Genomic DNA, 26,633 nt, shown 5'->3' with positions numbered 1-26,633 from the left:
AGCAGAAGAAGAAGGCGGGACTGCTCAGCGGGAGCGTCTCTCCCGCGAAGTGAGACCTGGAGTCGATGCGCAGGGAGGGGGTCAGTTTTACTGTCGTTAGGGGGTCAGAAGTTACTGTCGCTTGACAGAGCCGGGAGGGGCGGTGGGCGTGGAGGGCGACTTCTTGGGCGGTGGCGGCGTGCGACGGATTGATGACGGCTTCGCCTTCGAGGACCGCTTCTTCGAGTGCGGGCTCCTCTTCGCGGTGGCGCTCTTGGGTTTCGCTACGGTGCCCTTCTTCGCCCAACGATCCGGCCCGAACCGATACGTCTTCCCACAGAAAGCGACGAGCTGATAGTGGCTGTCACCGCCGAACAGCTCGATGATCTGCTCCCAGCTCCGCAGGTCGGATCCTCGGAATGCCTTGGCGGTGTCGAGACGGCGAGGGGCCGGACCGGCTTCGGTCTCCGGACGAGAAAAGAGAGGGTGTCCCCCTGGATCCTGCTCGGCAGACGAATCCTGCGCGAGCTCTCCGGGCTCGTTTTTGTTTTTCATGGGCCTCATTGAGGCATGAGATCGTCGAGGCCAATGCGCAAGCAGAAATCAACAGTTCGCTTTCCGGTCGCCCAGGCGCCTGGGCGCCTATCCATCCACGCGCTAGTGAATTACGCCATAGATTCAGCGACTTGGCGATCGGGGACTTGCGCCCCAAATCCGTGGAATCGTCTCAGCGACGCGATCGCGGTCCGCGTCGGGTGCTCGGGATGGATCCGGGCGGGACGGTGGGCGTGGAGGTCGACTTCCGGGACCTCGGCGCGCTCGGTGGGGGTGCAATCGACGGAGCTTTGGGCGGTGGCGGCGAGCGACGGATTGATGACGGCTTCGCCTCCGGAGCCTGCTTCTTCGAGGGCGGGCCCTTCGTGGTCGCGACCTTCGGCGCCGTGGAGCTCCTCTTGCTCTTCGTTGCGGCGCCCTTCTTCGTCGCACCGCTCTTCTTCGTCGCCGGCTCGTTCTTCGGAGGCTGCGCCCGTCGCGCGGCCACGGCCTCGAGCACCTCCTCGAGCAACGCCGGGTCGGCGAGCAGCCTTCGGATCGCCTCGGTGATCACGAAGCTGCGTATCCGCTCCTCGGGGACATCCCGGAGGAACAGCTCGTACACCTCCGCTTCAAGCCACGCGGAGATCTTGACGACGAGGCGCCCATCCTTCCGCCACTTCGCCCGCTGCATGATCCATCGCTGCATGAGGACACCTCAGCCGAGAGCGTCAGCATTGTAAGGGGATGATCCGGATGGGGTCAAAGCCGTGACGCAGTTGCAGTCACGGTGAACCGCGCATTGCTGCAGGTAGACAAACCCAAATCTGCGGGAAAAGGCCGCTCGGATCCGCTCGCGAGCCGCTCCGAGCCACCGGGTCGCCGGTCCCGCGAGCGGCTCGAGCCACCGGCTCGGGAGCGGCTCGTGCTTTGTCGTACTGATCGACGAGCTCGACGGTGGGTGAAGGCCCCCTTGCGGAGGCTCGGAGGGCGCTCGAGGCGGGCTCGACGGGGTTGCTGGGGTGGATCAAAGAAAGCCCCCCTCTCGTCGTGCGAAAAGCGGATCGATTTGCGGACGATCTCGATCGGAGACCCTTTGAAACAAGAGGTGGCCTCGCGGATTCTCCGCTCATGCTCGGCACTTTCGCGTCGGCAGCGGGAGCACCCTGGCGCACGTCGGGCAAACTTTGGTGAAGTGGACCGCCGTGAAACGTGCCTCGATGGGCGTTCGGGACAACCAGCTCGCGCCGGTGGGCTCCGAAGAGCGTGCTCGACGTCGGACGCGAGCGAAAAAGCGGTTGCGTGAGCGGGCATGAGCGGGTCCTGCCCCCTAGTTTTGAAGGGTCGAGTTTGGGGATCCTCTACGTAGCAAGCCCTTTCCGCATGGCTTCTGCCACCGCCAGGGCCCTGAGCGCCCTTCAGGCCGTGATGGAAATCCGCACTGCTTCGTCTCGATTTGAGGGACGGCGCGTCCACGCTCGCAGCGTCTCAGCTGCGCGCTGCTCGGCGCCCTTCAAATCCCGGCCGATTTCCCGCTCGCGCGGCCGCTCAGACACGGGTCCAGAGCCGTGAAACAGCCTCTTCTGCACGTCGCTCGTCACGACGAGCAAGAAAGCGGTTCTGCGAGCGGGCTTGAGCGGATCGAGGAGCGATGAAACAAGGAGGTTCGTGGACATCGACCTCGCCACCAGGTGAAAAGCGGTTGCATGAGCGGGCGTGAGCGGATCGCGACCGCAGTGAATCAAGGGCGTGGAGCGAGCTTGCCGCAGCGATTGCGAGGAATCGATCGCGCGTACATAAACCTTCGTTTTGTTTGCAAATTCCTCTGGCGCCACGATGTCCCATAGCTAGATTTGACGAGACATTGCGGCGCAAAGGCCGGCGGATCGCTCCACCCGAGCTCGATCCCCTGCCACCGCCGCCCCACGGAGGACCATCACGCACGAAAGGAGCACCGGCCATGTCTGGAAGCCAGGGCAACAGCGAACGATCAACCATGCGATGGGTGTCCCTCGCACGAGCCGCAGCATTCCTCGGGATGAACGCGGCTGCGTTGCGGAAGACGCTCGAGCGCCGCGCCACGCGCGCCGAAGATGGGGGCACCGAAGCCAGCGTCGACGGCGTCCAGGCGCGCAAGTTCGGCCGGTTGTGGAGGGTCCGGTTTTCCTCGGCCTGGGGTGGTCCCGTCAGCGCGAGGCTCGTGCTACAGTCGTCGCCTCGCGAAAGTGCCCGGAATGGCCAGAAAGGAAGCTGGTCATGACGGTGCGCAAAACCCAGCGGCAGGGAAAGCCGCGGTTGATCATTGATATCGTCTATCGCAAGCCCGACGGCTCGAAAGGCCGTTATCGAAGGGACGCGCAGGTGCAGACGGTCGCAGCGGCGCGGGCCGAGGAGCGACGGCTCCTGGCCCACCTCGCGCAGTTCGGCGAGCTCCCCACGGAGCAAGCCGAGCCGAAGGAAGCGTCCACACCCGCGGAGGCGGAGACCCCGGAGCGGGAGCAGCGCTTCACGTTCGGGGACGCCGTCACCCTCTTCCGCGAAGGCAAGGCCCTCACGAAGCTGAAGCCCAGCACGCGGCAGGGGTACGAGGAGATCCTCACGAAGAGGTTGCTGCCCAAATGGAAGGACCGCAGCCTCGACACGATCGACTTCTCGTTCGCGTCCTCCCTCGATGCAGAGCTCGTGAAGGAAGAGCTCTCGCCGTCGCGTCGACGCAACGTGCAGATCGTCATCCGCTCGGTCCTCCGGGCAGCCGTCGACGCGAGCAAGCTGCCCGCGATGCCGAAGCTCCCCGACCTGCCGAAGAAGGGGAAGAAGGCACTGCTCCCGCTCACGAGGTCACAGGTCGAGGCGATCCTGGCGGCTTCTCCGAAGCCGTGGCGGCTCGCCTTCGGCCTCGCCGCGTTCGCGGGGCTGAGGGCAGGGGAGGTGAGGGCGCTGCGCGGAGTCGACCTCGATGCCGAAGCAGGCGTCATCATCGTGCGCCACTCGACGTGCAAGGGCGTCACGTCGACCCCGAAGTCCGGTCACGAGCGAGAGGTCCCGATCGCGGAGCCGCTCCTCGACCTCCTCCACGAAGCCGGCCCCGTGCTCCCCACGCGCTCGTCTCCACGACGGCGCACGGCAAGCCCTGGGGCGAGTCCGGCCTCCTTCAGGCGTTCCGCCGCGCCCAGCGGAAAGCCGGCCTGTCGGGCTTCCGTTTCCACGACCTCCGTCACTTCTTCGTGACCGAGCTCTTCCGCGGCGGAGCATCCGCACCCGCCGTGCAAGCTCTCGCCGGGCACCTGCACCTGGCGACCACGCAGAGGTACGCGCACATGGTCCGCAAGGACCTCAAGGCGACGATTAGCCTGCTCGCCCGTCGTGGTAACGACGTGGAAACGACCCCCGGGAAGGCGAGCTGAGCCACCCGGACCTCGCGCTCACGATCGGCCTCCCCGCCCATCGTGGTAACAGCGTGGCAACGGGGTCCGAGAAGGGCGGTTGAGGCGGCTCCTCGAAGAAGCAAAATCCTCAACAATTTCGCTTGGTGGGTCGACAGGGACTCGAACCCTGGACCTACGGGTTAAAAGCCCGCAGCTCTACCGACTGAGCTATCGACCCTGGACGTTCCGGCGGGGTCTCCCTCCGGCGCATCGCGGGCGCACCCTAGCACGATCCGACCCGTCTGCGACAAGCAGGAAACGCTCCCTCCGTCCGTCCACCCTCTCCCGCCTCCGACTCCGCTCCCACAACCCCGCCCCCACCTCCGCCCCCACCGTCGCCCCCGCCGCCGCTTTCGCCTCCGCATCCGTTCCCTCGCCTTCCTGACCGAGCCGCGCTAAGAGGCGGTCCACCATGTCCGAGCGCCGGGAAACGTCGGAGTCCTTCGGGGCCCTGTTCGAGCAAGCAGGCGGTGGTCGCCAGGAGCGACGCCGCTTTCACGTGGGCGACAAGCTCGAAGTGACCATCGTCGTCGTCGCCCAGAACGCCGTCTTCGCAGACCTCGGCGGCAAGCAAGAAGGCTTTTTCGAACGGATCGACCTCACCGATCCCGACGGCAAGCTGCTCGTCGCCGTCGGCAACAAGGTCAGCGCCACCGTCGCCGCCATCGACCGCGGCACCGGTCAGGTCCGCCTGAGCCCCCTCTTCATCCGCAACGCCGAAGGCGATGCACTCACCACCTCCATCGGCCTCGGCGCCAAGGGACAAGCCCCCGTCCTCGTCGAGGGCGCGCGCGTCAAGGGCAGCGTCACCGGCGTCGAGCGGTACGGCGTGTTCGTGCAGATCGCAGGCACGCAAGGGCGCAACGGCCGCGGCCTCATCCCCACCGTGGAGACCGGCACGCCGCGCGGCGCAGACCTGAAGAAGCACTTCACCGTGGGCCAGGAGGTCGACACGAAGATCGTGAACATCGATCAGGAAGGCAAGATCCGCCTGTCGATCACCGCGGTCGCGCGCGACGAGGAACGCAGCTCGTTCGAGAAGTTCAAGGACACGGGCAGCGCCGAAGCAGCCGAGGCAGGGTCGGACAAACCCAAGGCCGACGGCAAGAAGGCGCCGCAAGGCGGCCCGAAGAAGCCCGAGCCGCGCGGGTTCGGGACGCTCGGGGATCTGCTGTCGAAGAAGAAGAAGTGACAGGCCAAGGATCCGTGCGCATCGAGTGCGTGCGCGTGGGCGGCCCAGACGTGCCGCTGCCGGCGTACCAATCCGCCGGCGCCGTGGGCCTCGATCTGTGCGCCGCGGTGGTCGAGGACGTGTCGATCGCGCCCGGGGAGCGCAAGCTCGTGCCGACAGGCGTGCAGGTCGCCATCCCCGAAGGGTACGAGGGGCAGGTGAGGCCACGCTCCGGGCTCGCACTGAAGCACGGGATCACCGTGCTCAACGCGCCCGGAACGATCGATCCAGATTATCGCGGCGAGCTCAAGGTGCTGCTCGTCAACCACGGCGACGCACCGTTCGTCGTGCGGCGCGGGGAGCGCGTCGCGCAACTCGTGATCTGTCCCGTGGCGCGCGCCGAGCTCGTCGTCGTGGAATCGCTCGACGAGACGTCGCGCGGCACCGGCGGGTACGGTTCGACAGGGCAGTGAGAGAAGCGCCGTTTCGTCGGGAGGGCGTTTCGCTGGGGCTTCGCCCCAGGCCCCAGCAGGGGCTGTCCGCCCCTGCACCCGGACCAGCGCAAGCGCTGGACTCGGGGTCGATGAACTGCGCGATGCGCAGTTCATCGAACGGCCAGGTCAAGACCACAGGCGATCTTGCCAAGCGAGACGGCAGCGCGGCTGGTTCAGTTGGCGGGGCGGTTCCACCGGCCTGTTGGAAGAACTGCGCGCAGCGCAGTTCTTCCACGAAAGGTCCAGGGCTGGCCTTGCAGAGAGGGGGCGGACAGCTTGAAAAACTTTCCCCGCATCGACTGCGCTTCGCGCAGTCGATGCCCTGAGGTCCAGGGCTGGCCCTGGTTCGGGTCGAGGGGCGAACAGCCCCCGCGGGGTCCGGGGCGGCGCCCCGGCGCGGCGGCTCAAAAAAGACCAGCGCTCACGGGCGCGGGACGACCGCTTCGAGCCCGCTTCGTGCCCGCAGCGCTTCGAGCGCCTTGTCCGACCAGACGCGGCCTCGGTCGCTGAAGCCGGCCTCGACGGCCTTGCGCAGCATGTCGAGTGCGCGCTCGTAGGCGCCGTCTTGTGCGTGCGCGCGGGCTGCCTCGTAGGCGTCCTCGGCGCTCTTTTGACGCTCGAAGACGGCCTCGGAGAGCCGCGCCGACCAGTCGAATGCGCGACCGTCGAACGCGAGCTTTGCCATCCTGCGCGCGTCGTCCTCGCTGAGCGAGTCGACGATGTCGTAGGCGATCGCCGCGGCTCGCGCGACCTCGCCTTGCTCGAGGAGGATCTGCACGAGCGGGCCGACGATTTCCTTGCGATCGTCGCCGGCCGCGCGTGCTGCTTCGAGCACGCGTCGTGCTGCGCTGAGCTCTCGTTTGGCGAAATGAACCGCGCCCACGAGTGCTGGATCGACCTCGCCGAGCTTGCGCGCCTCGGCCACGCGCTGGGCTGCTTCGTCGACGTGGTTTCCGACCAGCGCGACCCAGCCGAGCACCTCGAACGCCTCGCGGCGTCCGCGCGGCGGGAGCGGCTCGCCTGTCCGCTGCTCGTAGGAGAAGATTTCCTGGACGAGGTTTCGCGCGCGGCTGACGTCCTCGTCCGCGACGGCCTGCCGGGCGCGGAGCAGGAGCGAGAGCAGCTCGCCCGAGAGCGCGGGCTCCACGTCTGGCGCCGGCGCGTGCGGCCGCGGATCCTCCTCGGCGTCGCCGGGCCCGAGCGTTTGCAGCCGCCGCAGGCTCTGGAATGCGAGCATGCCGAACATGATGGCCAGGAAGAGGTTCCTCGGCTTGTCGTTCAGGGCGTAGAGCACCACGGCGAACCCCGCCAGCATCGAGATGCCCGCCACGAGCCGCACGCGCCGCGGGCCGAGTGCTTGCTCGAGCACGTGCCCGCCGTCGAGCGGCAGGACGGGCAGCAGGTTGATGAGGCCCCAGCGCAGGTTGACGTAGATGAGGGCGTCGACCGCGAAGCGCGCGATCGAGGGGATCCGCGCCACGATGCGGGCGGGCGCGTGGTGCTCGAGCCAAAAGTCGAGCCCGAAGAACAGGCTGGCGAAGGCGAACCCTGCGAAGGGACCGGCCAGGCTGATGAGGATGTGATCGATGCGCCGGAGCGGGAGGAGCTGCTGCCAGCGGGTCACGCCGCCCATCATGTAGAGCGTGATCTCTGGCTGGATGCGGTGCCGCCGGATCGCCAGGGCGTGGCCGAGCTCGTGGACGAGGACGCTCACGAGCACGACGAGCGCCCAGACGGCGAGCGGCAAGAGGCCGGCGGGCCCGCGCGACAGGTCCACGAAGTTGATGCCGAGCAGCACCGTGGTGAACCAGAAGCTCGCCTGGACCTCGACGTCGATGCCGAACAGCCTGAAATTCATGCCCTCGAATATCCTCGTGCACGCCCGCCCGAGGCGGGCCGATTCTTTGCGGCGCGGACGAAGTGTGCCTTAGAGTGCGGAGCCCTGGGACCTCCGATGCGCTCTTCGAGCTTCACTACGCTCCTCGCGCCCACGCTTCTCTACCTCGTCGGCGCGTGCGCCTCCGCCGCGCCTCCGAGGGCGCAGCCTGGCACGCCCGCCGGCGCCACGCACGTGCAGGGCGCTGTCGACGGTGATGGGCACCGGGCGGGCCGCGAGGATACGGCCCGACCGAAGCCTTCCATGCCCCCCGCCGGGGCTCCTGGCGAGGCCACTGCGGCGACGCCTGCTTCCGGAGCGGAGACGGCTGCTCCTGCGTCTGTGACGTCGGCAGGCTCGGCGAGCGAGGTCAAACCTGACGCGGCGCTGCCGCTCGAGCCGCGCTCTGTCGTCCTGCACATCGGCGACTCGTTCCTGATGGCCGGATTTTCCCAGGCTTTGCGGCCCAAGATGAAGGCTGTCGGCGCGCTCTACGAGGTCCGCTCCGAGCAGGCTTCGTACACCACGAGCTGGCACTTGAAGCTCGCGAAGCTCGTCGGCGACTACCACCCTGATCTCGTGATCATCAACCTCGGCGCGAACGAGGTCACGTTGACGGATCCTGCGGCGCGCGCGGATGCGGTCGAGCGGCTGGTCAAGATCGTCGGCGACAGGCCGTGCGTGTGGGTCTCGCCGCCGCTCTGGCGCAAGGACACCGGCATCATCGAGGTGTTTCGCAAGCACACCTCGCCGTGCCGCTTCTACGACTCCGACGCGCTCGCTGGGCCGATCTCCCGCCAGGCGGATGGGATTCACCCCGACGCGCCCGGCGGCACGGCTTGGGCCGATGCGTTCTTCAAGTGGCTGCTCGCCGAGCGCGCGCCTGCGCCCAAGGACGGCGAGGCCTTGCCCAAGGGATCGGGGAGGCACGCCGTCAACCCTTGGCGCCTGCGCCCGGAGAAAACCCCCACGAGCCCCCGCCCGAGCCCGCAAAAAACGGCGCAAACGACGCCTTAGATCTCGCTTGCATCGACCGCACCGCGGTCGATGCACCAGAGGTCCAGGGCTTGCCCTGGTCCGGGTCGAGGGGTGGACAACCCCTCGTCGGGTCCGGGGTGAAACCCCGGCGCCACGCTACCGACTCATCGCCTCGACGATCGCGTCGTGCACGGCGGCCATGAGCTCCTTGCGGTGATCCTTGCCGTACGCGTTCGGATCGATCGGCGGCAGGATCGTCACGACCACGCGTTTGCCCTTGCGCACGATCGTCCCGCGCGCGGGCAGCACGTCGCGGGTGCCGTCGATCGCCACGGGCAGGATGCGGTGGCCGGTCTCGAGCGCCATGTGAAACCCTCCGCTCTTGAACGGGCCCACGATCCCGGTCGGGCTGCGTGTCCCCTCGGGGGCGATCCACAGGAGCGATCCAGGCTCCAGGTGGCTGCTCGACGTGCGTAGCGCGGAGACGGCTTGCGTGCGGTTGCCGCGCTCGACGCGGATGAAGCCTGCGGCCTTCATGGCGCGGCCCCAGACGGGGACGTCGAAGAGCTCTGCTTTCGCCACCATGCGGAGACGGCGATCCGGGATCGCGCGGTAGAGGGCTGGGATGTCGTAGAGGCTCTGGTGGTTCGACATCACGATGAACGTCTCTTCGCCGTCGCCGAGGTGCTCGCGCCCGCGCACGACGAGGCTGATCTCTGCGTCGGCGAAGAGCTTCCTCGACCACCATGCGAGCCGCTCGTCGCATGCGTCTGCGTGGAGGCGCCCGGTCGCTGCGTCGAACACCGTGGGCACGCTGATGCGCGCCGTGTCGAGGAGGCCCTTGGCCGTCTGGACGAGCGTCATCGGCCCCTCCGCTTCTTCTTTGCGTCGGGGAAGCGCGCGTTGCACGTGTCGACGCACTCCTTGTCCGCGCATGCCTTGATGCACTCGTCGATGTTCTTTGCGTTCTCGTCCGTCGGATCTTTCTCCTCGGCGGGCTTCGGATCGAGCGTCTTGCAGAGGTTGTCGGCGCAGTACGAGCCGGCGGCGCAGTCGGTGTCGTAGCGGCACTGCACGCAGCGGAGGTTCCAGCAGATTCCGGCCTCGGTCCCGGCGTCGCGCTGGGCGCAGTCGTCGTTCGTCTCGCACGTGGCGAAGCGGCCTTCTTCGAGGCTGCCGGGGAGGCTGCCGGCGCACGCGGAGACGAGCGCCGCGGCGAGCGCGATGGGCAAAGGAAGGACGAGGAGGGCGCGGGCGAAGATCGAAGTGCGTGCGTTCATGGGCTTCCGGATGTGCCGAGGAGGGTGATCACGAGGCGCCTCGTATGAGGGCTCGTTCGGTGTTCCCAGACGTAGATCGCTTGCCAGGTCCCGAGCGCGAGTTTGCCCGCGGTGATCGGGATCGTGAGGCTCGTGCTGGTGATGGCTGCGCGGATGTGCGCGGGCATGTCGTCCGGGCCTTCGGCGTCGTGCTCGTAGCCGGCGCCGTCGGGCGCGACGCGCGCCATCCATCGATCGAGATCGCGGAGCACGGCCGGGTCGGCGTTTTCCTGCACGACGAGGCTCGCCGAGGTGTGCTGGAGGAAGAGCGAGCAGAGGCCGATCGTGATGCTGGCGTCGTCGAGCACGGCTGCGACGGCGCTCGTGACGTCGTAGAGACCTCGACCGCGGGTGCGGATGTCGAGGGTCTTCTGGTGGACGCTCTCCCTCATCGGCACGTTGCCCCCCGTACGTGGATCCTACGGTGTCCGATGGTCGGGGTTCTCTGCAACTACGAAGATGAAGGAAGCTCGACGTCGACCACGATGCCGAGGGTCGTCCACTGCTGGAACCAGCGCCCGACGCTCGCTGCGATGTGCTCCTGCCGCTCCTCGGGCAAGGGTTCGGCGAGGCGACCCAGCGCGGGCACGAGCGCCGCGCCCTCGGCGAGGAGCGAGAGCAACGTGAAGGCTTCGGGCTCGAGCTCTTCGAAGTGCGTGACGAGCTCGCGGCTGCGGTAGAGCGCGATGTGCGCGGGCGAGGGCGTTTCGGGGACGATCGCGGGCTCGCCCGCGACGAGCCACGCCTTGCGGATGCGGTGCACGGGGTAGGAGAACGCGAGCCGCTGGACCGCCGGATGCAGCACGATGCGCGCGCGCTCCCAGGCGTCCTCGGGCAGGCTCGCGAGCTTCTGCGGATCGAGCGGCGGCGCGTCGGCCGCGGCGCGCACGTCGAGGAGCGCGATCTCGTAGCGCGCCATGTCCGCGGCGAACGTGCGCGCGGCGTCCGTCTCGAAGCCGGGCCAGGTCGCGGCGAAGTGCGGCACGGGCTCGAGCATCTTGCGGAAGGGGGCGTGCGCGGGCGGATGGGCGTCGAGGAAGTCGCGGCAGAAGGCGTCCATCTTCGGGTCGCCGAGCAGGCGCGCGAGCGCGGAAAAATCGTCGCGCAGGACCTCGCGGTGGCGGTACCAGAACTGGCGGCGGTAGATGTCGACCTGCGCGGCCGGCGTGAGGCGCGCGTTTCCCGTGACGAACCGCGCGGCGGTCTCGGCGAGGGCCGGATCGCCCGTCGCAGCTGCGCGATTGGGGATCACGCTCGCGAGGAACGCTTGCACCGAGGCGAGATCATTTCGCATGGGAGAGAACCTCCTCGCGGACGACGCGCGCTCTCTCGGCCTCGGCGAGCAGCGTGGCGAGCGGGGGGATGTCCTCGTCCCACTCGATCAGCGTGGAGACGGGCCCGACGCGGCGGATCGCGCGGCGGTAGAGCTCCCAGACCGGATCGATCACCGGGCCCGAGTGCGTGTCGATGATGTAGTCGCCGTAGTTCGTGTGGCCGGCGAGGTGGATCTGCACGACGCGCTCGGCCGGGATCGCGTCGACGTACGTACGCGGGTCGAAGCCGTGGTTCTCCGAGGAGACGTAGATGTTGTTGACGTCGAGCAGGACGCCGCAGTTCGCTTCCTCGACGACGGCCTTGACGAAATCCCACTCCGTCATGTCGCTCGACGTGTACGTGAGGTAGCTCGACACGTTTTCCAGCGCGAGCGGCACTTCCAGCGTGTCCTGCACGATGCGCGCGCGGGCGGCGACGTGACGGACGACCTCCGCGGTGTAGGGCAGGGGCAGAAGATCGTGGGTGTTCACGGTCGCGGTGCCGGTCCAGCAGAGGTGGTCGCTCACCCAGGGGGACTTCGTCCGGCGGATGAGGGCGCGCAGGCTGCGGAGGAAGTCGAAGTCGATCGGGGTCGTGCCGCCGATCGAGAGCGAGACGCCGTGCTGGATCACGGGGTAGTGGGCCAGGGCGCGTTCGAGGTTCGCGAGCGGCGCGCCGCCGGGCACGAGGAAGTTTTCGCTGATGATCTCGAACCAGTCGACCTTCGGCCGTGTTTCGAAGATCTCCTCGTAGTGCGGCAGGCGCAGGCCCACGCCGATCCCGAGGTCGGGGAGGCCGAGGCGCATGGGGTCGGGTGCGGTCATCGCGGGGGTCTCCGGGGGGAGGACTTTGAAAACGAAGGGCCGCGCGCGCCACCCGAGGTGGAAGCGGCGGCCCTTCGGGCTCGAGCGGCGCGGGGGGCCGCTCGAATCACTTCGGCGCGTCGGCCGGGGCGGGCGCGGCGGCGCCGTCGGCCGGCGCGGCTTCCTTCGACCCGCTGCACTTGCCGCCGGAGCACTTGTGCTCGCCGCCTTCCTTGGCGCCGCTGCACTTGGCCTCCGTGCCGGCCTCGGCCCCCGCCTTGCTGTCGGCGTTCTCGGGCTGCGCCTGGCTGCCGCCACACGCCGCGAGGCCCGCGATCATCCCGCCCACCGCCAGCGTCGCCATCATCTTGTTCATGTTCATGGTCAATCTCCGTTCCAAGCGTGTCTTCTACGTGCCGTCACCCCGGGGAAGTCGCGATTTCGAGCGCTTCGTGCGAAACCTCCCCCCGCCATGATCGTCTCCCCCCGGGGTGCCGGGGTTTCCCACCTACGTGCGTGCCCGTCGTCCGGATCCGGATTGCCGAGCAGCGCCTGCTGGGCCCATGTTGGTAGCCCGATGGGAAGGGGTGAAGCAAGGAAAAGCGCCGGAAGGCCGGGGCGGAAGCCTGCGCGCGTCGTGGCGCTCGTCGTCCTCGGCGCGATCGGTGCTTCTGGATGTGCCGCGTCGCGCTTCGATGCGCGATTTTTGCCGAGCGACGACGTCGCGCGCGAGCTCGAATCGATGACGCCGGACCTCAGCGCCGAGACGCGCGCGACCTTTCGGGACGTGCTCGCGACGACCCTCGCCGAGGACGCTTACACGTGCGCGCCGTCGCCGCGGGAAGTCTTTTTTGGCGATGTGGAAGAAGGGGAGCGCACGATTCGCGGGGCGATGCCACATTATCGGTTTTTCTTCGGACCGATGCATTACCAGGTTCGGCGGGTGCGGTCGCGCGGGGGCGCGCCGGGGCGCTGGGAGGTGGCGGCGACGTTCGCGGTGGTCCTGCCGCGGGAGGGCGGGACGCTGGAGCTCGCGGATTGCGACGGGAAAGAGCGGTACGAGGGGGAGGTCGTGTGCCGAGGCGTCCCGTTTTCGCGATCGAACACGACGGAGGCTTGTCCTGCGTCGGGGGAGTTCCGGGCGGCGGGGACGCGGCGCAACATGGAGGCGCTGCTCGCGCGCTGGTCCGAGGAGGCGGAGCGGTACTGGAACCGCGACGCCGAGCGCTTTGGATTGCCAATCCGGTACGATTTCACCTTTTTGCCGCATGACCAGGCCGCGCGGGAGGGCGCGCCGGTCGATCTCACGTTGCCTCTGTCGACGACGTGCGGGCGGACGCCTTATTTCTGGTCGCTGCGGAGCGGCTGGTCCTTGCCGGTGATCGCGCACGAGGTGGGGCATCTGCTCGGGCTCGCGGACGAGTACGAGGCGCTCTCCGGGATCGTGCCGTTCTACCCGAAGAAGCCGTTCCCCGGCGCGCAGACGAGCCGGATGGGTTTGTCGATGAAGGAAGACACGGTCCTCTATCCGATGCACCACTGGATCGTGGTCCGACGTTACCTCTGCCCGGAGCCCTCGGGCCGCGACCCGTGGGGGCATGCATTTCAATGAAATCGTTTCCCCGAATCATCCTGCTCGGCTCGATGTTCGTCATGGCCTGCGACGACGAAAAGCCCGAAGCCGCGCCCGGCGCCGCCTCCGCGTCCGCCTCTGCCTCCGCTCCCGCTCCGGCTTCCGCTTCCGCTCCCGCTTCCGCTCCCGCGTCCGCTTCCGCCCCCGCGGCGCTTCCCGAGCGGCCGGACGATTTTGCGGTCGTCGAACCGGCGGCGCCCACGTGTCCGCCGGAGATGGTGCGCGTGAAAAAGAGTTATTGCGTCGACCGGTACGAGGCGAGCCTCGTCGACGCGGAGACGGGGCAGGATCTATCGCCGTATTACGTGCCCTCCCGCAAGCAGGCGCTCTCGATCCAGAAGCTCTGGGAGCAGGAGCGCCTCGCCGTGGGGCCCGCCGAGGCGCGCGGGCTCGAGCTGCCGCCGCTGCCGCTTTGGCAATCGCAGCGCAACTTCGAGCCGAAGGCGGTCTCCAGGAAAAACCGCGTCCCCCAGGGCTACCTCACGGGGCCGCTCGCCACGCTCGCTTGCAAGAACGCCGGCAAGCGGCTCTGCTCGCTCTCCGAGTGGCAGACGGCCTGCCGGGGCGAGGACGATCGCGATTTTCCTTATGGCGACAAATACGATCAGGGCAAGTGCAACATTTTCCGCGAGGCGCACCCCGCGGGGCTGCTCCACGGCAATCCGAGCATCGGTCACAGCGATCCGCGGCTCAACACGGTGAAGGCCGGGGACAAGCCGCTCCTGCGCCGAACGGGCGAGACGCGGGCCTGCACGAGCCGGTGGGAGGGCGACGGCATTGCCGACATGGTCGGCAACATCGACGAGTGGATCGACGATCCGGAGGGCACGTTCGTCGGCGGGTTTTACGCCCGGTCGAAGAAGGACGGTTGCGCCTCCATGGTGCGGGCCCATCCGTTCGATTACTTCGATTATTCGACCGGGGTTCGATGCTGCAAAGATCTTTAGCGTAGGAGCTTTCATGAACGAGCGGAAGGTGGTGGCGGCGCTCGCCATGGCGTTTGTCGGGGCCGGTTGCGGGGCGCGGACGGATCTGCCGGAGAGCAAGCGGAGCGAGGACGTCTGCGCGGCCGTGGGCGAGGCATGCCGCACCTCGGCGGCGTGTTGCGCCGGCGGACAATGCAATGCGGGCGTCTGCGTGGCCCCGCTCTGCAAGCCCGGTGAGGCGCCGGTCGTCCTCGTCAGCGGGCCCGAGCGGCTCTCGGGCCTGCTCGCCGACGGCGATCACGTCTACTTCACCCATTACGGTGCGACCGGCGCGGTGCTGCGCTTGCCCAAGGCGGGCGGGGCGATCGAGACGGTCGTCCCTTCGTCGAGCTGGACCGAGTCCCTCGTCGCGGACGCGAGCGCGCTTTATTTCATGGACGGCAAACAGATCATGCGCGCCTCGAAGGACGGGAGCGGGGCGAGCCTCCTCGCGGCGAACCAGGAGGGATCGATGTCGATCGCGGCGGACGCGTCATTCGTGTACTGGATCGATCCGGCCGATCAAGCCGTGCGGCGCGTCTCGACGTCGGGCGGTACGCCCGATACCCTGGCCAAGGACGAGGAGCTCACGCCAGACATGGTGCCGCGTATGATCGCGGACGATAACAAGCTGTACTGGTCGGCCAGCGGGCTCTGGTCGATTCCGGGCTTTCACGCGACGCCGAAGGAGGGCGGCGCGCTCCTCCTCATCGAGGGCGCCGCCACCACGCATTTCGTTGCCGATTCGATGTTCCTCTTCTGGATCGATCAAGAATTTTTGAGTGATGGCACGAGCTCCGACCGCATGGTGCGTGCCCGGAAGGACGGCAGCGAGGCGAAGACCCTCCTGGAGTGGTCTTCCGACGGCTTCAACAATGACCTCGCCTCCGGAATGGCGCAGGACGGGGACTACCTGTACTGGGCCAGCGGCAAGGCGCGGAGCATGAACCGTATCCCCAAGACCGGGGGCGAGGCGGTGGAGCTCTTCACGTCGCCGGATGCCATCAACCAGCTCACGATCGACGCGTCCTGCGTGTATTACGTGACCGTCCGGCCCTCGAGCGACGGTACGACGACGAGCACGCTCCTCCGCGCGCCGCGATTCCTTCCAGGCGAGTGAGCGAGCCCTGCGGGGTTCGACACGGGTTTTTTGCTCCAGTGCCCGCGCCGCCCGTATGCTGCGCCGCAACATGCGAAGGTACACGTTCCTTTTCGGGGTCGCGCTCGTCGCGTGCTCCCAGGGGGATCCGGCTTCCTCCTCGTCGAACGCCGATTGCATGGTCGAAGGCGGCGGCGTCACGCCCGCGCGCGAGGAGCCCGAGGACGAGCTCACCCCGCTCCGCCTGCTCCGGCGCGCCAGCATCGCCCTGCTCGGCGTGCCCCCGACCGACGAACGAATGCAGGAATTGCTCGCCCGGGCCACGCCCGAGGAGCAATTCGCGTACGTCGAAGATTTCATCGACGAGGCGCTCGAAGACCCGCGGTTTTACGACGTCACGTTCGAGTTCGCGCGCAAGTGGTTCAACATCCCGCTCATCCCGAACACGGCCGACGCCCCCGAGTACGGGCCCAAGCAGCAGCGCGTGCTGACGGCGTGCAAGCCGGGGACGGCGAACGAGGGCGCGCTCTACTATGTGCGCGACAGTTTCGTCAATGCGGACACGGCGTGCGGCGCGGGCGCTGCGAAGACCACGGTCGAGCCCTGGTGGGCGCCGGGGACGACGGTGACGCTCGTCGGGAGCGCGGCGAACACCACGAACAGCGGCCAGATCAACCCGAACGGCGCGCCGGTCGACATCGAATGCAATGCGCGGGCCGAGGGCACGTGCGGGTGCGGCAAGAATGCCGTGAGCTGCTGGCACGATCCGGGCACGTATCCCGGCTGGGCCGTGTTCCTCGCCGGCAACCCCGACGGCCAGCGGCGGCTGCTCGCCGAGGAGCCCGCGCGCCTGTTCGCGCACATCGTATGGCATGATCGGCCCGCGACCGATCTCATCCTGTCGGATTACTCCGTCGGTCCGACCGAGGTCCAGGCGGCCCACGTGAACCAATCCCTCGCCGGCGGCGCGCTCGACGTGCTCGACGACGAGAGCTGGTGGAACCCGGCGAGTTTTGAGGGCGCGGCCGTGGATCCGCGCCACGAGGCGAAGGATCCGAAGGCGTGGCGCGAGTATGCGATCTCGGCGCGAAACGCGTTTTTCCTGAAGGAGCGCAACTACACGTTCGACCCGCGCAAGGATCCGGGCATGTCGAAGGGTTTTCCCTCGGCCGGCATGCTCACGTCGCTCGGCTTCCTCGACACGTATCCGCGCGAGCGCCTCCGCGCGGCGCGGGCGCTGGAGGCGCTCGCCTGCGAGCTGATCTTGCCGCCGGGCGGGGACATCGAGTTCAACCGGTACGAGACCGACCCCGGCCGTGAAGGGCCTTGTCAGCATTGCCATGCGCGGATCGACACCGCGGCGCTCCATTTCAAGCGCTATGGGAAGACCGGCTCGGCGATGGAGGGCTGGGGCGCGCAGTACTACATGCCCGGCGTCGGCACCTGGCAATGGGATCCGGTGTGGCGTACGGGAGCGTATCCGTACGAGCGGGAGCCCTTTGCCCAGTGGAACAAGTGGTACAACCCGGGCTCGCTGCTCACGCCCGCCACCGAGGAGGAGGCGAACGCCAATCCCTACGCGCTGTTCCTCGATTTCCTGCCGCCGGAGCTCACCCTGCTCGGACAGACCGGCGACGGGACCGTGGGGCCTCTCGGCTTCGCGAAGATCATCGTCGCCGCCGGGGCCTTCGATCGATGCGTCGTGCGCCGCGTGCACGAGCGCGTGGTCGGCCGCGACATCGATCCGGCGACGGAGAACGGGTACCTCGACACACTCACGGCCTCGTTCGTATCGAATGGCCGGCTCGTGCGGCCCTTCATCAAATCTCTCACGCAGTCCACGTCGTTCCGCAGGGGGCAGTGACATGCGAAAGCGAATTCTTTTCAAGATCGTCACCCCCTTCGTCGTCGCCCTCGGCGCCGCGAGCTGCGAAGGCGACGAAGGCAGCACCTGCGGCGGGCCGACGCCCGAGGAGCGGGCGCAAAATCAGGCCGTGTTCGACGCGCTCGCGCCGTCCTGCCAGGGATGCCACACGACCGGGGCGCGCGGGTATTTCGCGTCGATCGAGGCCTTCGAAGCCCTCGTCGTCTACAACGCCGCGGAGGTCGTCCCGGGCAAACCCGACGAGAGCGAGCTCATTCGCCTCCTCGAAGGGAAGGGGACGCGCGCGTTCAAGCAAATGCCCATCGCGGGGCCGCCGTTCGTCGAGATCGCGGCGAGCGGATCCACGAAGATGACCATGGCCCAGATCCGCCAATGGGTGACGGCCCTCGAATCCCGGACAGCCGATCCGCAGCCTTCCATCGAGGCCCGCCGCGTCACGCGGCTCTCCGCCGACGACGTCGGGCGCGCCCTCTACCAGCAGCTCGGCCTCTCGGACGAGGACTTTTACTTACCCGCCTCCTCGTTCGACATCCCCCACAAGACCAACCAGAACGACGACCTGTATCCCTTCACGTCGCCGGATTCGATCCCGGCGCCTTACGAGAACCTGCCCGTCGAGCGGTTCGCCGCGCTCGGCGGCGGCTCGGCGCCGAACCAGCTCAAGGCCGACGGCTCCATCTCCCCGAGCTTCCTCGGCACGATCACGCAGGTCTCGCAGCGCTGGTGCGCGCTCGCGCTCGACAAGGCCGGGAACACGGCGCTCCTTCCGGCCGGCGCCTCGGTCCAGACAGGTAGCGCCGACGCCGCGAGCGTGAAGGCCGTCCTCCGCGCCTGGTACCTGCATTTCCACGCCGTGGACGCGACCGACGCGGACGTCGACCGCGTGTTCTCCACGGTGTTCGTCCCCCTCGAAATGGAGAAGGACGCGCGAAATGCGTACATCGGCACGTGCTCCTATTTCATTCGCCACCCCGACTGGATCTTTTACTGAGAGGCACCGATGAAAACGAGCCGCAGAAAACTCCTCCTCGCCGCCCTCGGCGCCTCCCAGCTCGCGCTCCTCGGCCGCTTCGCCGTGCGGAGCGCGTCCGCCGCGCCGCCTCCGAACGGGCCGACAAAACTCCTTTGCATCTGGCTCGACGGCGGGTGCAACTGGGAGCATTTCTTCACCCCGCTCACGGGCGCAGGCATCGACAAATACATCCAGGCGCCCGACGGCGGCGTACACCCGCTGGGGTATTCGAAGGAGCAGGTGCGGAACTTCGACGGGACGGCCCCTGACCTCGCCTCGACGAACCCGACCCGCAAGCTCCGCGGCCCGGTGTCCTGGAACGACGCGAACCCCGCCGATACCGCGGGCTCGAATCCTCTCTCCGGCGGCGCGCAGAACTATCGCCCGTGGGGGTATTCGTGGGTCGACCCGAAGTACAAGCTGTATGAGCGTACGTGCGTGCTCGTCGGCGCCGATCAGGGCACGGCGTCCCACGCGAGCGGCATCATCGCGAGCATGTCGGGCGTCGCCGGCGCCTCCTTTCGATCGCCGAGCGTGCAGGCCGTGATCGCGAATTACATGTCGTCGTTCTTCCCGGACAGACCCGTCCCGAATGCGACGCTCGGGGGCACCGCCCCGTCGGCGCTCGGCCTTCCCTCGCTCGCCACGCCGTACAGGCTCACGAGCCTGGCGCTCGTCGAATCGACGATCTCGGACCGCCGGAACAGCGCGTGGGACGGCCTGCGCACCCGGACCGACGTCGAGGGAATGGCGTTCGACGGTACGCCGACCGGCGAGACGCTGCCGCTCACGATCACCGATCGTGCGGTGCTCGATGCGATCCGCGAACGAAAGGGCCTTTCGACGAAGGGGACGGACGACCTTTATCGGCAGCTCCACGACACGTACGCGGGCCTCAGCAAGACCGTGGCGCGGGACGTGCTCTCCGTGCTCGATCAGACGAAAGGGTTCGAGTTCTTGCAGGCCGACCCGCTTTATTCGAGCGGGCCGTTTCAGACCCCGTGCATCGGCGTTGCCGACGTCTGCGGGGGCGTGCGCTCGACAGGCTCGTTCGATTTCGCCTTGCGCCTGCTCAAGTCGAACCTCGTGACCAGCGTGACGCTACGAGCGACCAGCATCGCGAACACCGGGTTCGACGTGCATTACTCGGGCGGCGCGCGCGCGCAGACGAGCCACCTCCGCATCGCGTTCGAGGCCATCGGGCAGATGCTCAACGAGATGCAATTGACGCCCTCGTCCACGGGGCAGGGCTCGCTGCTCGACGAGACGCTGGTCTACATCTACAGCGATTTCGGGCGCACGTTCGCGCGGAGCCCACTCGACGGGACCGATCATCACCCGGCCACGTGCGGCATCCTGGTCGGCGGGAGCGTGAAGGGCAATCAAATGCTCGGAGGGTATGACGAGACGGCGCAAGGCTCGCCGCTCGGCGCGCCGGTCAACATCCTCGAGGAGTCGGGCGACAAGGTGACGCGGCCGCCGACGTCGCAGGACATCGCGGCCACGGTGATCCGCGCCTTCGGCCTCCAGCCGGGCAAGGACTTCTTCATTCCCGGCGGCTACGGCGAATTCGAGGGCGCGCTCCTCGTTTGACCGTCACGGCCCGCAGCCGGCCGTGTGCTTGTAGAAGAACACGTTCTCGTCGGCGCGGTTCACCAGCACGAACACGTTGTATTGCGCGATGTAGCGGAACCGGCGAGATTCACGCTGCCCCCGCCGCCCGGAGACGAGCTTCCGCCGCCGGCGCCGCCGATTCCACCGAAGCCGCTCGGCTCTGGGGTATTGGAAGAGGAGGAGCACGCGACGAGCGCGCCCGCGAGAAGTGTATGCTTGCGCATGGCCGGAAGGATATCCAAGAATCCCCGGCAATGTTCTGTATTCGTTACTTCCCTGACGCTTTTGCCGGTTGCGCTTTCGCGGAGGCCGAGGCTGACGCCGTCGCCGCGGCGCTCGTGCTCGGCTCTGCGGTCGCTGCTCCGTCCTTGCCCTTGCAGCTCCACGCGCCTGCGAGGATGTACGCGCGTTGGCAGACCACGGGGTGATTGCCCTTCGGGGTCTGCATCGCGAACGTGTGCGCGATCGGCGAGCGCTCCCAGAACGTGAATTGCGCCTTGCACGAGGGCCCCTGTCCCTGGCAAGCGGCCTCCGACGCGAGCGCCTCGACCTCGACGCTCACGCCATACACGTTGTAAAGCGCCGCGCCCGTCGCCGCGAGCAGCGCCACCGTAAAGAGAAGGCTCGCAGCGGATCGCAAACCCGATCCGCCGCGCTCCGTCTCTCCCCCACCTCGATCCTCGGGTTTTCCCACGGGCGCCACGTTAAAACGAGCCGGCCGCGAAGGGAAGCGTTCGTTAGCGCTTCCGATCCATCCACACGAGCGCCGCGGGCAGGACGATCACGGCGGCGAAGAGGCAGGTGACCTCGCCGATGACCGCGGCGACGCCCATGCTGCGCACAGCGAAATTATCCGAACGCACGAGCGCCATGTACCCGAGCGCCGTGGTCAGGCTGCAGAGCACGACCGCTCCGCCCGTCTCGCGCACCGCGGCGATCGCGCCGCCCGTGCCCTCCTGGGTATAGCGCTGCACGATATTTACCGCGTAATCGACGCCGATCCCGAAGGTCAGCGGCAATGCAATGAAGTTCAAGAAGTTGAGCTTGACCTTCATCACGACGAGCGCGAGCGCCATCCAGCCGATGCCGACGAGCAGCGCGGCGAGCACGTAGACCGAGGGCCGGCCGCGGCGGAACGCGACGAGCACCGCGAGGATCGTGCCGAGGAGCGAGAGGAGCACCGCGGGCGGGACGTCGTCGATGACGGCGGTCCACATGTCCGCATAAATGACCGCGCGGCCCGAGCCGAGGATCACGCTGCCGTCCGGCAAGACGGTGCGCCGATACGCGTTCGCCCAGCGAAAGATGTAATGGGCGTCGTCGACGGATGCGCCCTCGGTCGGGCTGATGTAGACGATGCGGCCACGCGTGCCGTCGGTCTCGGTGAACGCCCGCGCGAGGCCCGCGGGCAGGTCCTCGATGCCGAACGGCTTCAAGTCGTCCGGGGGCAGGAGCTCTGCGATCGTCGTCCAGTCCGCGTCCGGAATGACGCCGCGGCGCCGCGCCTTCAGGACCTTTTGTTTGATCTCTTCGAGGATCGGGATCTTCTCGGCCTGCGCCGCGGGGACGAAGTCCTGGAGCGCGTGGACCTTCTCGAAGGGTTTTTCCCCCGGAGGCGCGGCGTCGCGCTTCGCGTAGAGCGCCTCGCGCAGAGGCTCGACCTGCTCGGGGCGATCGACGAGGATCGCCATGCCGTCCGTCCCGACGTACCCCGTGATCTGCTCGGCGAGCTGGCTCAGGCGGATCTCCTCGGCCCGCCTGCTCGCGTCGGTGCGCAGGTTGCGGAGGTCGTACTCCATCGGGTCGCTCTTCACGTAGGAGACCGCCGCCAGGGTGCCGGCGAGGGCCACGGCGACGCCGACGACCGTGAGCAGGCGAGGGGCGCGCTCGGCGAGGGCCGCGAAAGGACGGCCGAACGCGATGCCGCCCTGCGTGGCGCGCTGGATGCGGCCCCAGAAGCCCTTGGCCTCGCGATCGAGCGGCAGGAGCCGCTCCATGAGCGTGAGGATGCTCGGCAGGGCGAGGTAGGTCGCGATCCAGCAGAGGAGCATGCCGATGCCGCCGATGACGCCGAAATCGCGGAAGCCACGGAACTCGGTGGCGACGAGCGATCCGTACGCCGCGCCGGCCGCGGCGGCCGCGGTGAGCGTGGGGCGCCACGTGTCCCGACGCGCGAGGTCGAGCGCCTCGGCGAGCGGGACCTTGTCCCTGCGCGCCTCGAGGTACCTCGCCATGTAGATGATGCTGAAATTGATGCCGTTGCCCGCGACGATCGTGAAGAGAAACCCGGTGGCCATGTTCAAATGGCCAATCAAGAGCTCGGTCACGCCGAACGTCCACGCGACGCCGATGCCGATGGTGATCAGCATGGCGAAGAGCGTGCGGACGCGGAGGTAATAGAGGAACACGACGCCCGCGAGCAACACGGCCCCGAAGAGGCCGACCTCGGTGAGGTCCGCGTTGATCGCGGCGAACTCGGAGATGCCCGTCTGGAGATCGCCGCCGAATCCATAACGGATCTCGGGGTGGAACGAGGCGGGGTTCACCCGAGCGACGGCCTCGCGGATGCGGCGCAGAGCCTCGCTGCCGCGCTCGAAATCGCTGCCGATGACCTTGGAGCGGACCGCGACGACGAGCGTCTTACCGTCCTTCGACTGGTAATAGCCGTCGGGGAAACGATCGAGGGGGTCCTCGGGCGCTTCTCCGCTCGTCTTAGCGGAGCTGCCGGTCGTCGAAGCCGCGTCGGTCCCGAGCTTGAAGCGCTTCTTGATGCTCGCGGCGTCGAGGGCCGGGGGCTCTTCGCTTTCGTCGAGCAAGGTGCCCGTCGCCTTGCTGACCTCGTAGGCATAACGCGCCTCGATGTCGTCGCGCAGGCCTTCGAGGTCCTTCGTGTCCGCATACAGCCCGGCGCGGGGCGAGAGGAAGGCGCGCGCCTCCTGGACGCCGTCCTCGACGCTGCCGACCCAGGGCGGGCCGACGGCGGCGATGGCCGGGACGAGCGCGTCGCCGGCCTTGCGCAGCGCCTCCGTGGGCGTGTCCGGGCCGCCTTCGAGGACGATGAAGAGCGTGGAGACGCCCGCCGTGCGCGTGGCGACCCGATGGAGCTCCTGCACGCTCGGGCGTGACGAGGGCAGGAGCGAGTCGAAGCCGGTCTGGATGGTCAATCGCAAGGCGAGGACCACCGAGACGATCGTGAGCGCCGCCGCGACGAGGAGCGGCACGAGCGGGCGTTCGAACTGCAAGCGGCCGAGTCGGTCGAAGAGACGCTCGGACGAAGGGCGCGGCGGCGGCGAGGCGGAAGGTTCGGCGCTCAGGGCAAACCTCGGAGGAGCAAGGGAATGGTGGGGGCGCCGGTATAGTGCAAAACAGGCGGATCCTCACCCCCAAACCCGCGCGCGGCGTCGCGAAAAAGGGCTTCGCGCAGGCTCATCCGCGTGTGGCGCGGTACAGCATGTCGACGAGGCGCGGCGCGCGACCCACGAGCGGCGCGAGCAGTTCGAACAAGGGCGGGCGGAGGAAGAGGCCGTGGAGCGCGCCGGCGGCCCGGAAGCGAGCCGAGAAGGCGCGCGAGAAGGCGCGGCGGTAGGCGTGGATCGGGTCGGGCGCGAAGCTCGCGAGGGAGGCGAGGCGGCCGCTCTGGAGCGCGATGGCCATGCCGTCGCCCGTGAACGAGGGGACGAGGCGCGCCGCGTCGCCAGCAAAGAGCAAGGGGACGCCCGTCGTGGGGCAGGCGCGCGCGACGGCCTGCGCGCCGAACCCGAAGCGAGCGAGGCCGCGGGGTTTTTCCGAGGGCGCGCCGAGGGCGGCGAGGCGCCTTTCGAGCGCCGGGTGGCGCGCCGCGTGGTCTTCGAGGGTGGACCACACAGGGCGCGCGTCGTCGGCGAGGAGGGCGCAAACGCCGATGCGGCCATCCTCGACGGGGTTCACGCCGACGTACCCGCCCGGCACGAGGTAGAGCTCGACGTCGGCTTCGAGGCGCGCGGGCGCGCAGTAGGCCTTGAGGGCGACGAAGCTCGGGCGCTCGGCCCGCGCGCGCGGCAAATCGAGCGGGGCGTCGAGCGTGGAGCGTTTGCCCATGGACAGCACGAGGCCCGCGACGGCGCGCGCGCCGGCCGGGCTCTGGATTTCGAGCGCGCCGGGCGGCCGCGGGGCGATCGCGCGGACGGGCGCGCGTTCGAGGACGGTCGCGCCCGCGTCCCGCGCGCGGCGGGCGAGGAAGGCCTCGAGGGCCGCGCGCGTGACGCCGAGCGCCGGGCGGCCCGGGAGCGCGAGATCGAGGCGCGCGCCGCCGGCGCCGAAGAGGGCCACGGTGCGGAGCCGCGCGGGCGAGAGCGCGGCGCCGAGGTCGCCGCAGCCGAGGGCGTCGAGATCGTCTTCGGCCTCGGGCGAGAGGAACTCGCCACAGACCTTGTCGCGTCCGATCGCGCCGCTCTCCCAGACGACGACCTCGCGGCCGCGCTGGGCCGCCGTGATGGCCGCAGCGAGGCCCGCGAGCCCTCCTCCGACGACGCCGAGGGGACCTCGTTCGGTCATCGGCCGGCGGTGGTCTCCAGGAGGCCGATCTCCGCGCAGAACCCAGGGCCGAACGCCGTGACGAGGCCAAGCGCGCCCGGCCCGAGCGGCGCGGGCTCGTGCAGGAGCTGATCGAGCGCGACGAGCACCGTGACCGAGGACATGTTGCCGTGCCGCGCGAGCGTGTCCCAGCTCGTGCGCGTGACGCTCTTCGGAAAACGCGCGTGATCCTCGAGCGCCTCGAGCACGCGCCTGCCGCCGGGGTGCACCGCGCCGAACGAGAGGCGGCTCGGATCGGAGACGTCGAACCGCCGGAGCGCCCGCGAGAAGAGGTCCGGCAAGGAGCGTTCGGCGAAGGCGACGACGTCGCGCGAGAGCTTGATCTTGAGGCCCTCGTCGCGGACCTCGAACCCCATGAAGTGCTCGGTGCACGCGAAGAGCTCGCGGAAGGTGTCGCGGACCCGGAGCGACGGCGCCCGCGGGTTCTGCCGCTCGGCCCGCTCGCCCGCGAGGACGACGGCGGCGGCGCCATCGCCGAAGATCGCCGCGGATACCAGGTTTTCCTCGCTCCGATCCTCGGGCAAGAACGTGAGCGAGCAGAGCTCGACGCACACGACGAGGGCGCGGGCATGCGGGTGGCCGGCGAGCCATTCGTGCGCGATCGCGAGCGCCGCGGCGCCGCCCGCGCAGCCGTGCTGCGTGAGGTTGATGCGGCGGACGTTCGGCGAGAGCGAGAGCGCCGCGACGAGCGTCGCGTCCATCGCAGGAATCTGGAATCCCGTGCAAGACGCCGTGATGACGAGGTCGATGCTCTCGCGCTCGTCCTCGGTCGTCCCCTCGGCGATGCGCCGCGAGAGCGCGCCGCAGGCGTCACGGACGGTGGTGCGGTAGAGTTCGTTTTTCGCGGCGAACGAGCGGCCCACGGAGAGCAGCTCCTCCGGGGTGATGACCAGGCTGCGCTTCTCGACGGCGCTCCGCCGAAAGAGCTGTCGGGCGAGCCCGAGGGCGCGTCCATCGAGCCACCGGGGGAGCGCCTCGGAGAGCTCGTTCTGGCTGTACGAGCGCCCCGGAAAGAACGTCCACGTCTGTTCGATGATCGCCATTCGAGCAGGCGACAGCGGCAAATTTCGTGCGCGGGAGGCGCGTGGGCAGGGGGCGCACGGATCAGCCGCGGCGTCCGGGGCGGCGCCATTCGCCGCGCAAGGCCGCGGCGCTCGGGCGCGCGAGGGCATCGCGGAGGCCGGTCCCGGCGGGCTGCACGAGCAAGAAAAACGCGAGGCCGAGCGCGCCACCGAGCTTGCTCGTCGTCGACACGAGAGGCTCGTGCAGGGCGAGCGCCGTCACGCCCGCGGCGAGCGCGAGGACCCCGGCGAGGAAGAGCCAGCCGAGGCGGGCCTTTTGAGCACAAAAGGATCGTGGATCGATCGTCGAGAGGAGGAGCGTGCCGTCCTCGGCAGGCGCGAGGCGCGGCGTCGCGCCGTCCTTGCGGAGGGCGCCGAACGCGTAGAGGATCTGGCCTTCGGGGATGGTCGCCGTGACCTTGCGAGAAAAGCCGCGGGCCTTTTTGGCGTCGGGCAGGGCTGCGTCGAAGGCCTCGGGCGAGGGGCACGCGGCAGCGGCCGAGAGCGCGTCCGGGCCGTGCCAGACCTCGACGCCGGGGCCCGTGAGCGGCGGGATCTCGATCGTGCGTCCCTCCGCTTCGATCGCCCCGCCGAACGACGCTCCCTCCGCGGGTCGATCCTCGAACAACACGACGGGCTCGTCCCCCCGCGCGAGCCTGCCGACCTGCGGGACGACGTGCGCCGCGAGGGACCGGCCGTCGCCGTCGCCGCGCGTCACGCGGCCGATCAAGAGCCCCGTGCCATCGCTGTTCGCGCCGAGGGGGACGAGGCGGCGCGCGAACGCGGAGAGGGCCGCGATCTCTTTGTACGCCGCGGCGACGACGAGCAGCGTGTTCACCCAGAGGACCCCGAGGACGAAGAGGCCCATGAGCTCGTAGGGCAGGGGTTTCGTGATCACG

The 26,633-nt window shown here is 68.7% G+C and carries 27 protein-coding genes and 1 tRNA gene; 12 read left to right on the top strand and 16 right to left on the bottom strand.

The window, feature by feature from the left end; all coding sequences use genetic code 11:
• Window positions 1-148 precede the first annotated feature (148 nt).
• The gene (locus QHF85_RS39275; protein WP_281332553.1) at window positions 149-334 is read left to right on the top strand and encodes a hypothetical protein; all 186 of its coding nucleotides are present in this window, start codon (window positions 149-151) and stop codon (window positions 332-334) included.
• A gap of 372 nt (window positions 335-706) precedes the next feature.
• On the opposite strand, the gene QHF85_RS39270 is transcribed toward QHF85_RS39275, so the two are convergent.
• Both QHF85_RS39270 and QHF85_RS39265 read right to left on the bottom strand, forming a co-directional pair.
• Window positions 707-1,222 carry a hypothetical protein gene (locus QHF85_RS39270; protein WP_281332552.1) on the bottom strand — a complete coding sequence of 172 codons (516 nt, stop codon included), beginning with the start codon at window positions 1,220-1,222 and terminating at the stop codon, window positions 707-709.
• Between the two features lie 709 nt (window positions 1,223-1,931).
• The gene (locus tag QHF85_RS39265) at window positions 1,932-2,348 is read right to left on the bottom strand and encodes a hypothetical protein (protein ID WP_281332551.1); all 417 of its coding nucleotides are present in this window, start codon (window positions 2,346-2,348) and stop codon (window positions 1,932-1,934) included.
• Window positions 2,349-2,769: 421 nt separating this feature from the next.
• On the opposite strand from QHF85_RS39265, the gene QHF85_RS39260 reads away from it, so the two are divergent.
• Both QHF85_RS39260 and QHF85_RS39255 read left to right on the top strand, forming a co-directional pair.
• Complete coding sequence (locus QHF85_RS39260; protein ID WP_281332550.1) at window positions 2,770-3,741, top strand: site-specific integrase; 972 nt, start codon at window positions 2,770-2,772, stop codon at window positions 3,739-3,741.
• 35 nt (window positions 3,742-3,776) lie between these two features.
• A complete protein-coding gene (locus tag QHF85_RS39255; RefSeq protein ID WP_281332549.1) occupies window positions 3,777-3,917 on the top strand; it encodes a hypothetical protein in 141 nt (46 codons plus the stop codon).
• 123 nt (window positions 3,918-4,040) lie between these two features.
• Here the strand turns inward: QHF85_RS39255 and QHF85_RS39250 are convergent.
• Window positions 4,041-4,116 (bottom strand) — tRNA-Lys (locus QHF85_RS39250).
• Window positions 4,117-4,350: 234 nt separating this feature from the next.
• On the opposite strand from QHF85_RS39250, the gene QHF85_RS39245 reads away from it, so the two are divergent.
• Both QHF85_RS39245 and dut read left to right on the top strand, forming a co-directional pair.
• On the top strand, window positions 4,351-5,130 hold the full coding sequence (locus tag QHF85_RS39245; protein WP_281332548.1) for a S1 RNA-binding domain-containing protein: 780 nt from the start codon (window positions 4,351-4,353) through the stop codon (window positions 5,128-5,130).
• A complete protein-coding gene (gene dut, locus QHF85_RS39240; protein ID WP_281332547.1) occupies window positions 5,127-5,582 on the top strand; it encodes a dUTP diphosphatase in 456 nt (151 codons plus the stop codon). The genes QHF85_RS39245 and dut overlap by 4 nt, the downstream gene beginning before the upstream one ends.
• A 442-nt stretch (window positions 5,583-6,024) precedes the next feature.
• Here the strand turns inward: dut and QHF85_RS39235 are convergent, their stop codons facing one another.
• Window positions 6,025-7,461, bottom strand: a complete 1,437-nt coding sequence (locus QHF85_RS39235; protein ID WP_281332546.1) for a site-2 protease family protein — start codon at window positions 7,459-7,461, stop codon at window positions 6,025-6,027.
• 96 nt (window positions 7,462-7,557) lie between these two features.
• Between QHF85_RS39235 and QHF85_RS39230 the strand changes: the two genes are divergently transcribed.
• Window positions 7,558-8,496 (top strand): SGNH/GDSL hydrolase family protein, encoded by a 939-nt coding sequence (locus QHF85_RS39230; RefSeq protein ID WP_281332545.1) that lies wholly within the window; start codon window positions 7,558-7,560, stop codon window positions 8,494-8,496.
• Between the two features lie 117 nt (window positions 8,497-8,613).
• Here the strand turns inward: QHF85_RS39230 and QHF85_RS39225 are convergent, their stop codons facing one another.
• The 6 genes from QHF85_RS39225 to QHF85_RS39200 form a co-directional block, all read right to left on the bottom strand.
• Window positions 8,614-9,321: a lysophospholipid acyltransferase family protein gene (locus QHF85_RS39225; protein WP_281332544.1), complete on the bottom strand. Its 708-nt coding sequence runs from the start codon at window positions 9,319-9,321 to the stop codon at window positions 8,614-8,616.
• Window positions 9,318-9,737, bottom strand: coding sequence for a hypothetical protein (locus QHF85_RS39220; protein ID WP_281332543.1), 420 nt, complete (start codon window positions 9,735-9,737; stop codon window positions 9,318-9,320). Before QHF85_RS39220 ends, QHF85_RS39225 begins: the two co-directional genes overlap by 4 nt.
• Window positions 9,734-10,168: a secondary thiamine-phosphate synthase enzyme YjbQ gene (locus QHF85_RS39215; RefSeq protein WP_281332542.1), complete on the bottom strand. Its 435-nt coding sequence runs from the start codon at window positions 10,166-10,168 to the stop codon at window positions 9,734-9,736. The genes QHF85_RS39220 and QHF85_RS39215 overlap by 4 nt, the downstream gene beginning before the upstream one ends.
• A gap of 59 nt (window positions 10,169-10,227) precedes the next feature.
• Window positions 10,228-11,070 carry a putative DNA-binding domain-containing protein gene (locus QHF85_RS39210; RefSeq protein ID WP_281332541.1) on the bottom strand — a complete coding sequence of 281 codons (843 nt, stop codon included), beginning with the start codon at window positions 11,068-11,070 and terminating at the stop codon, window positions 10,228-10,230.
• Complete coding sequence (locus QHF85_RS39205) at window positions 11,060-11,914, bottom strand: DUF692 domain-containing protein (RefSeq protein ID WP_281332540.1); 855 nt, start codon at window positions 11,912-11,914, stop codon at window positions 11,060-11,062. Before QHF85_RS39205 ends, QHF85_RS39210 begins: the two co-directional genes overlap by 11 nt.
• Before the next feature lie 106 nt (window positions 11,915-12,020).
• Complete coding sequence (locus QHF85_RS39200; protein ID WP_281332539.1) at window positions 12,021-12,275, bottom strand: hypothetical protein; 255 nt, start codon at window positions 12,273-12,275, stop codon at window positions 12,021-12,023.
• 255 nt (window positions 12,276-12,530) lie between these two features.
• Here QHF85_RS39200 and QHF85_RS39195 point away from each other — a divergent pair, with 255 nt between their 5' ends.
• The 6 genes from QHF85_RS39195 (at window position 12,531) to QHF85_RS39170 (ending at window position 20,080) form a co-directional block, all read left to right on the top strand.
• A complete protein-coding gene (locus QHF85_RS39195; protein ID WP_281332538.1) occupies window positions 12,531-13,505 on the top strand; it encodes a hypothetical protein in 975 nt (324 codons plus the stop codon).
• On the top strand, window positions 13,502-14,473 hold the full coding sequence (locus QHF85_RS39190) for an SUMF1/EgtB/PvdO family nonheme iron enzyme (protein ID WP_281332537.1): 972 nt from the start codon (window positions 13,502-13,504) through the stop codon (window positions 14,471-14,473). The genes QHF85_RS39195 and QHF85_RS39190 overlap by 4 nt, the downstream gene beginning before the upstream one ends.
• A 13-nt stretch (window positions 14,474-14,486) precedes the next feature.
• A complete protein-coding gene (locus QHF85_RS39185) occupies window positions 14,487-15,611 on the top strand; it encodes an EB domain-containing protein (protein ID WP_281332536.1) in 1,125 nt (374 codons plus the stop codon).
• A gap of 70 nt (window positions 15,612-15,681) precedes the next feature.
• Window positions 15,682-17,454 (top strand): hypothetical protein, encoded by a 1,773-nt coding sequence (locus tag QHF85_RS39180; RefSeq protein ID WP_281332535.1) that lies wholly within the window; start codon window positions 15,682-15,684, stop codon window positions 17,452-17,454.
• A 1-nt stretch (window position 17,455) separates the two neighbouring features.
• Window positions 17,456-18,466 (top strand): hypothetical protein, encoded by a 1,011-nt coding sequence (locus QHF85_RS39175; protein ID WP_281332534.1) that lies wholly within the window; start codon window positions 17,456-17,458, stop codon window positions 18,464-18,466.
• A gap of 9 nt (window positions 18,467-18,475) precedes the next feature.
• Window positions 18,476-20,080 carry a DUF1501 domain-containing protein gene (locus QHF85_RS39170; protein WP_281332533.1) on the top strand — a complete coding sequence of 535 codons (1,605 nt, stop codon included), beginning with the start codon at window positions 18,476-18,478 and terminating at the stop codon, window positions 20,078-20,080.
• 3 nt (window positions 20,081-20,083) lie between these two features.
• Here QHF85_RS39170 and QHF85_RS39165 read toward each other — a convergent pair whose 3' ends face one another.
• From QHF85_RS39165 to QHF85_RS39140, 6 genes are all read right to left on the bottom strand, one after another.
• Window positions 20,084-20,287 (bottom strand): hypothetical protein, encoded by a 204-nt coding sequence (locus QHF85_RS39165; protein WP_281332532.1) that lies wholly within the window; start codon window positions 20,285-20,287, stop codon window positions 20,084-20,086.
• An 82-nt stretch (window positions 20,288-20,369) separates the two neighbouring features.
• Window positions 20,370-20,795: a hypothetical protein gene (locus QHF85_RS39160; protein ID WP_281332531.1), complete on the bottom strand. Its 426-nt coding sequence runs from the start codon at window positions 20,793-20,795 to the stop codon at window positions 20,370-20,372.
• Window positions 20,796-20,838: 43 nt separating this feature from the next.
• Window positions 20,839-23,343 carry an MMPL family transporter gene (locus QHF85_RS39155; RefSeq protein WP_281332530.1) on the bottom strand — a complete coding sequence of 835 codons (2,505 nt, stop codon included), beginning with the start codon at window positions 23,341-23,343 and terminating at the stop codon, window positions 20,839-20,841.
• A gap of 184 nt (window positions 23,344-23,527) precedes the next feature.
• Window positions 23,528-24,634 carry an NAD(P)-binding protein gene (locus QHF85_RS39150; protein ID WP_281332529.1) on the bottom strand — a complete coding sequence of 369 codons (1,107 nt, stop codon included), beginning with the start codon at window positions 24,632-24,634 and terminating at the stop codon, window positions 23,528-23,530.
• Complete coding sequence (locus tag QHF85_RS39145) at window positions 24,631-25,716, bottom strand: 3-oxoacyl-[acyl-carrier-protein] synthase III C-terminal domain-containing protein (RefSeq protein ID WP_281332528.1); 1,086 nt, start codon at window positions 25,714-25,716, stop codon at window positions 24,631-24,633. Before QHF85_RS39145 ends, QHF85_RS39150 begins: the two co-directional genes overlap by 4 nt.
• Before the next feature lie 61 nt (window positions 25,717-25,777).
• Complete coding sequence (locus QHF85_RS39140) at window positions 25,778-26,632, bottom strand: hypothetical protein (protein ID WP_281332527.1); 855 nt, start codon at window positions 26,630-26,632, stop codon at window positions 25,778-25,780.
• Between the last annotated feature and the right edge of the window lies 1 nt (window position 26,633).

The sequence above is a fragment of the Polyangium sp. 6x1 genome, from assembly GCF_029946515.1.
In the GTDB taxonomy this organism is placed as follows: Bacteria; Myxococcota_A; Polyangia; order Polyangiales; family Polyangiaceae; genus Polyangium.
The sequence above is the reverse complement of the archived record's forward strand: the minus strand, read 5'-3'. Positions and strand labels throughout refer to the sequence as shown.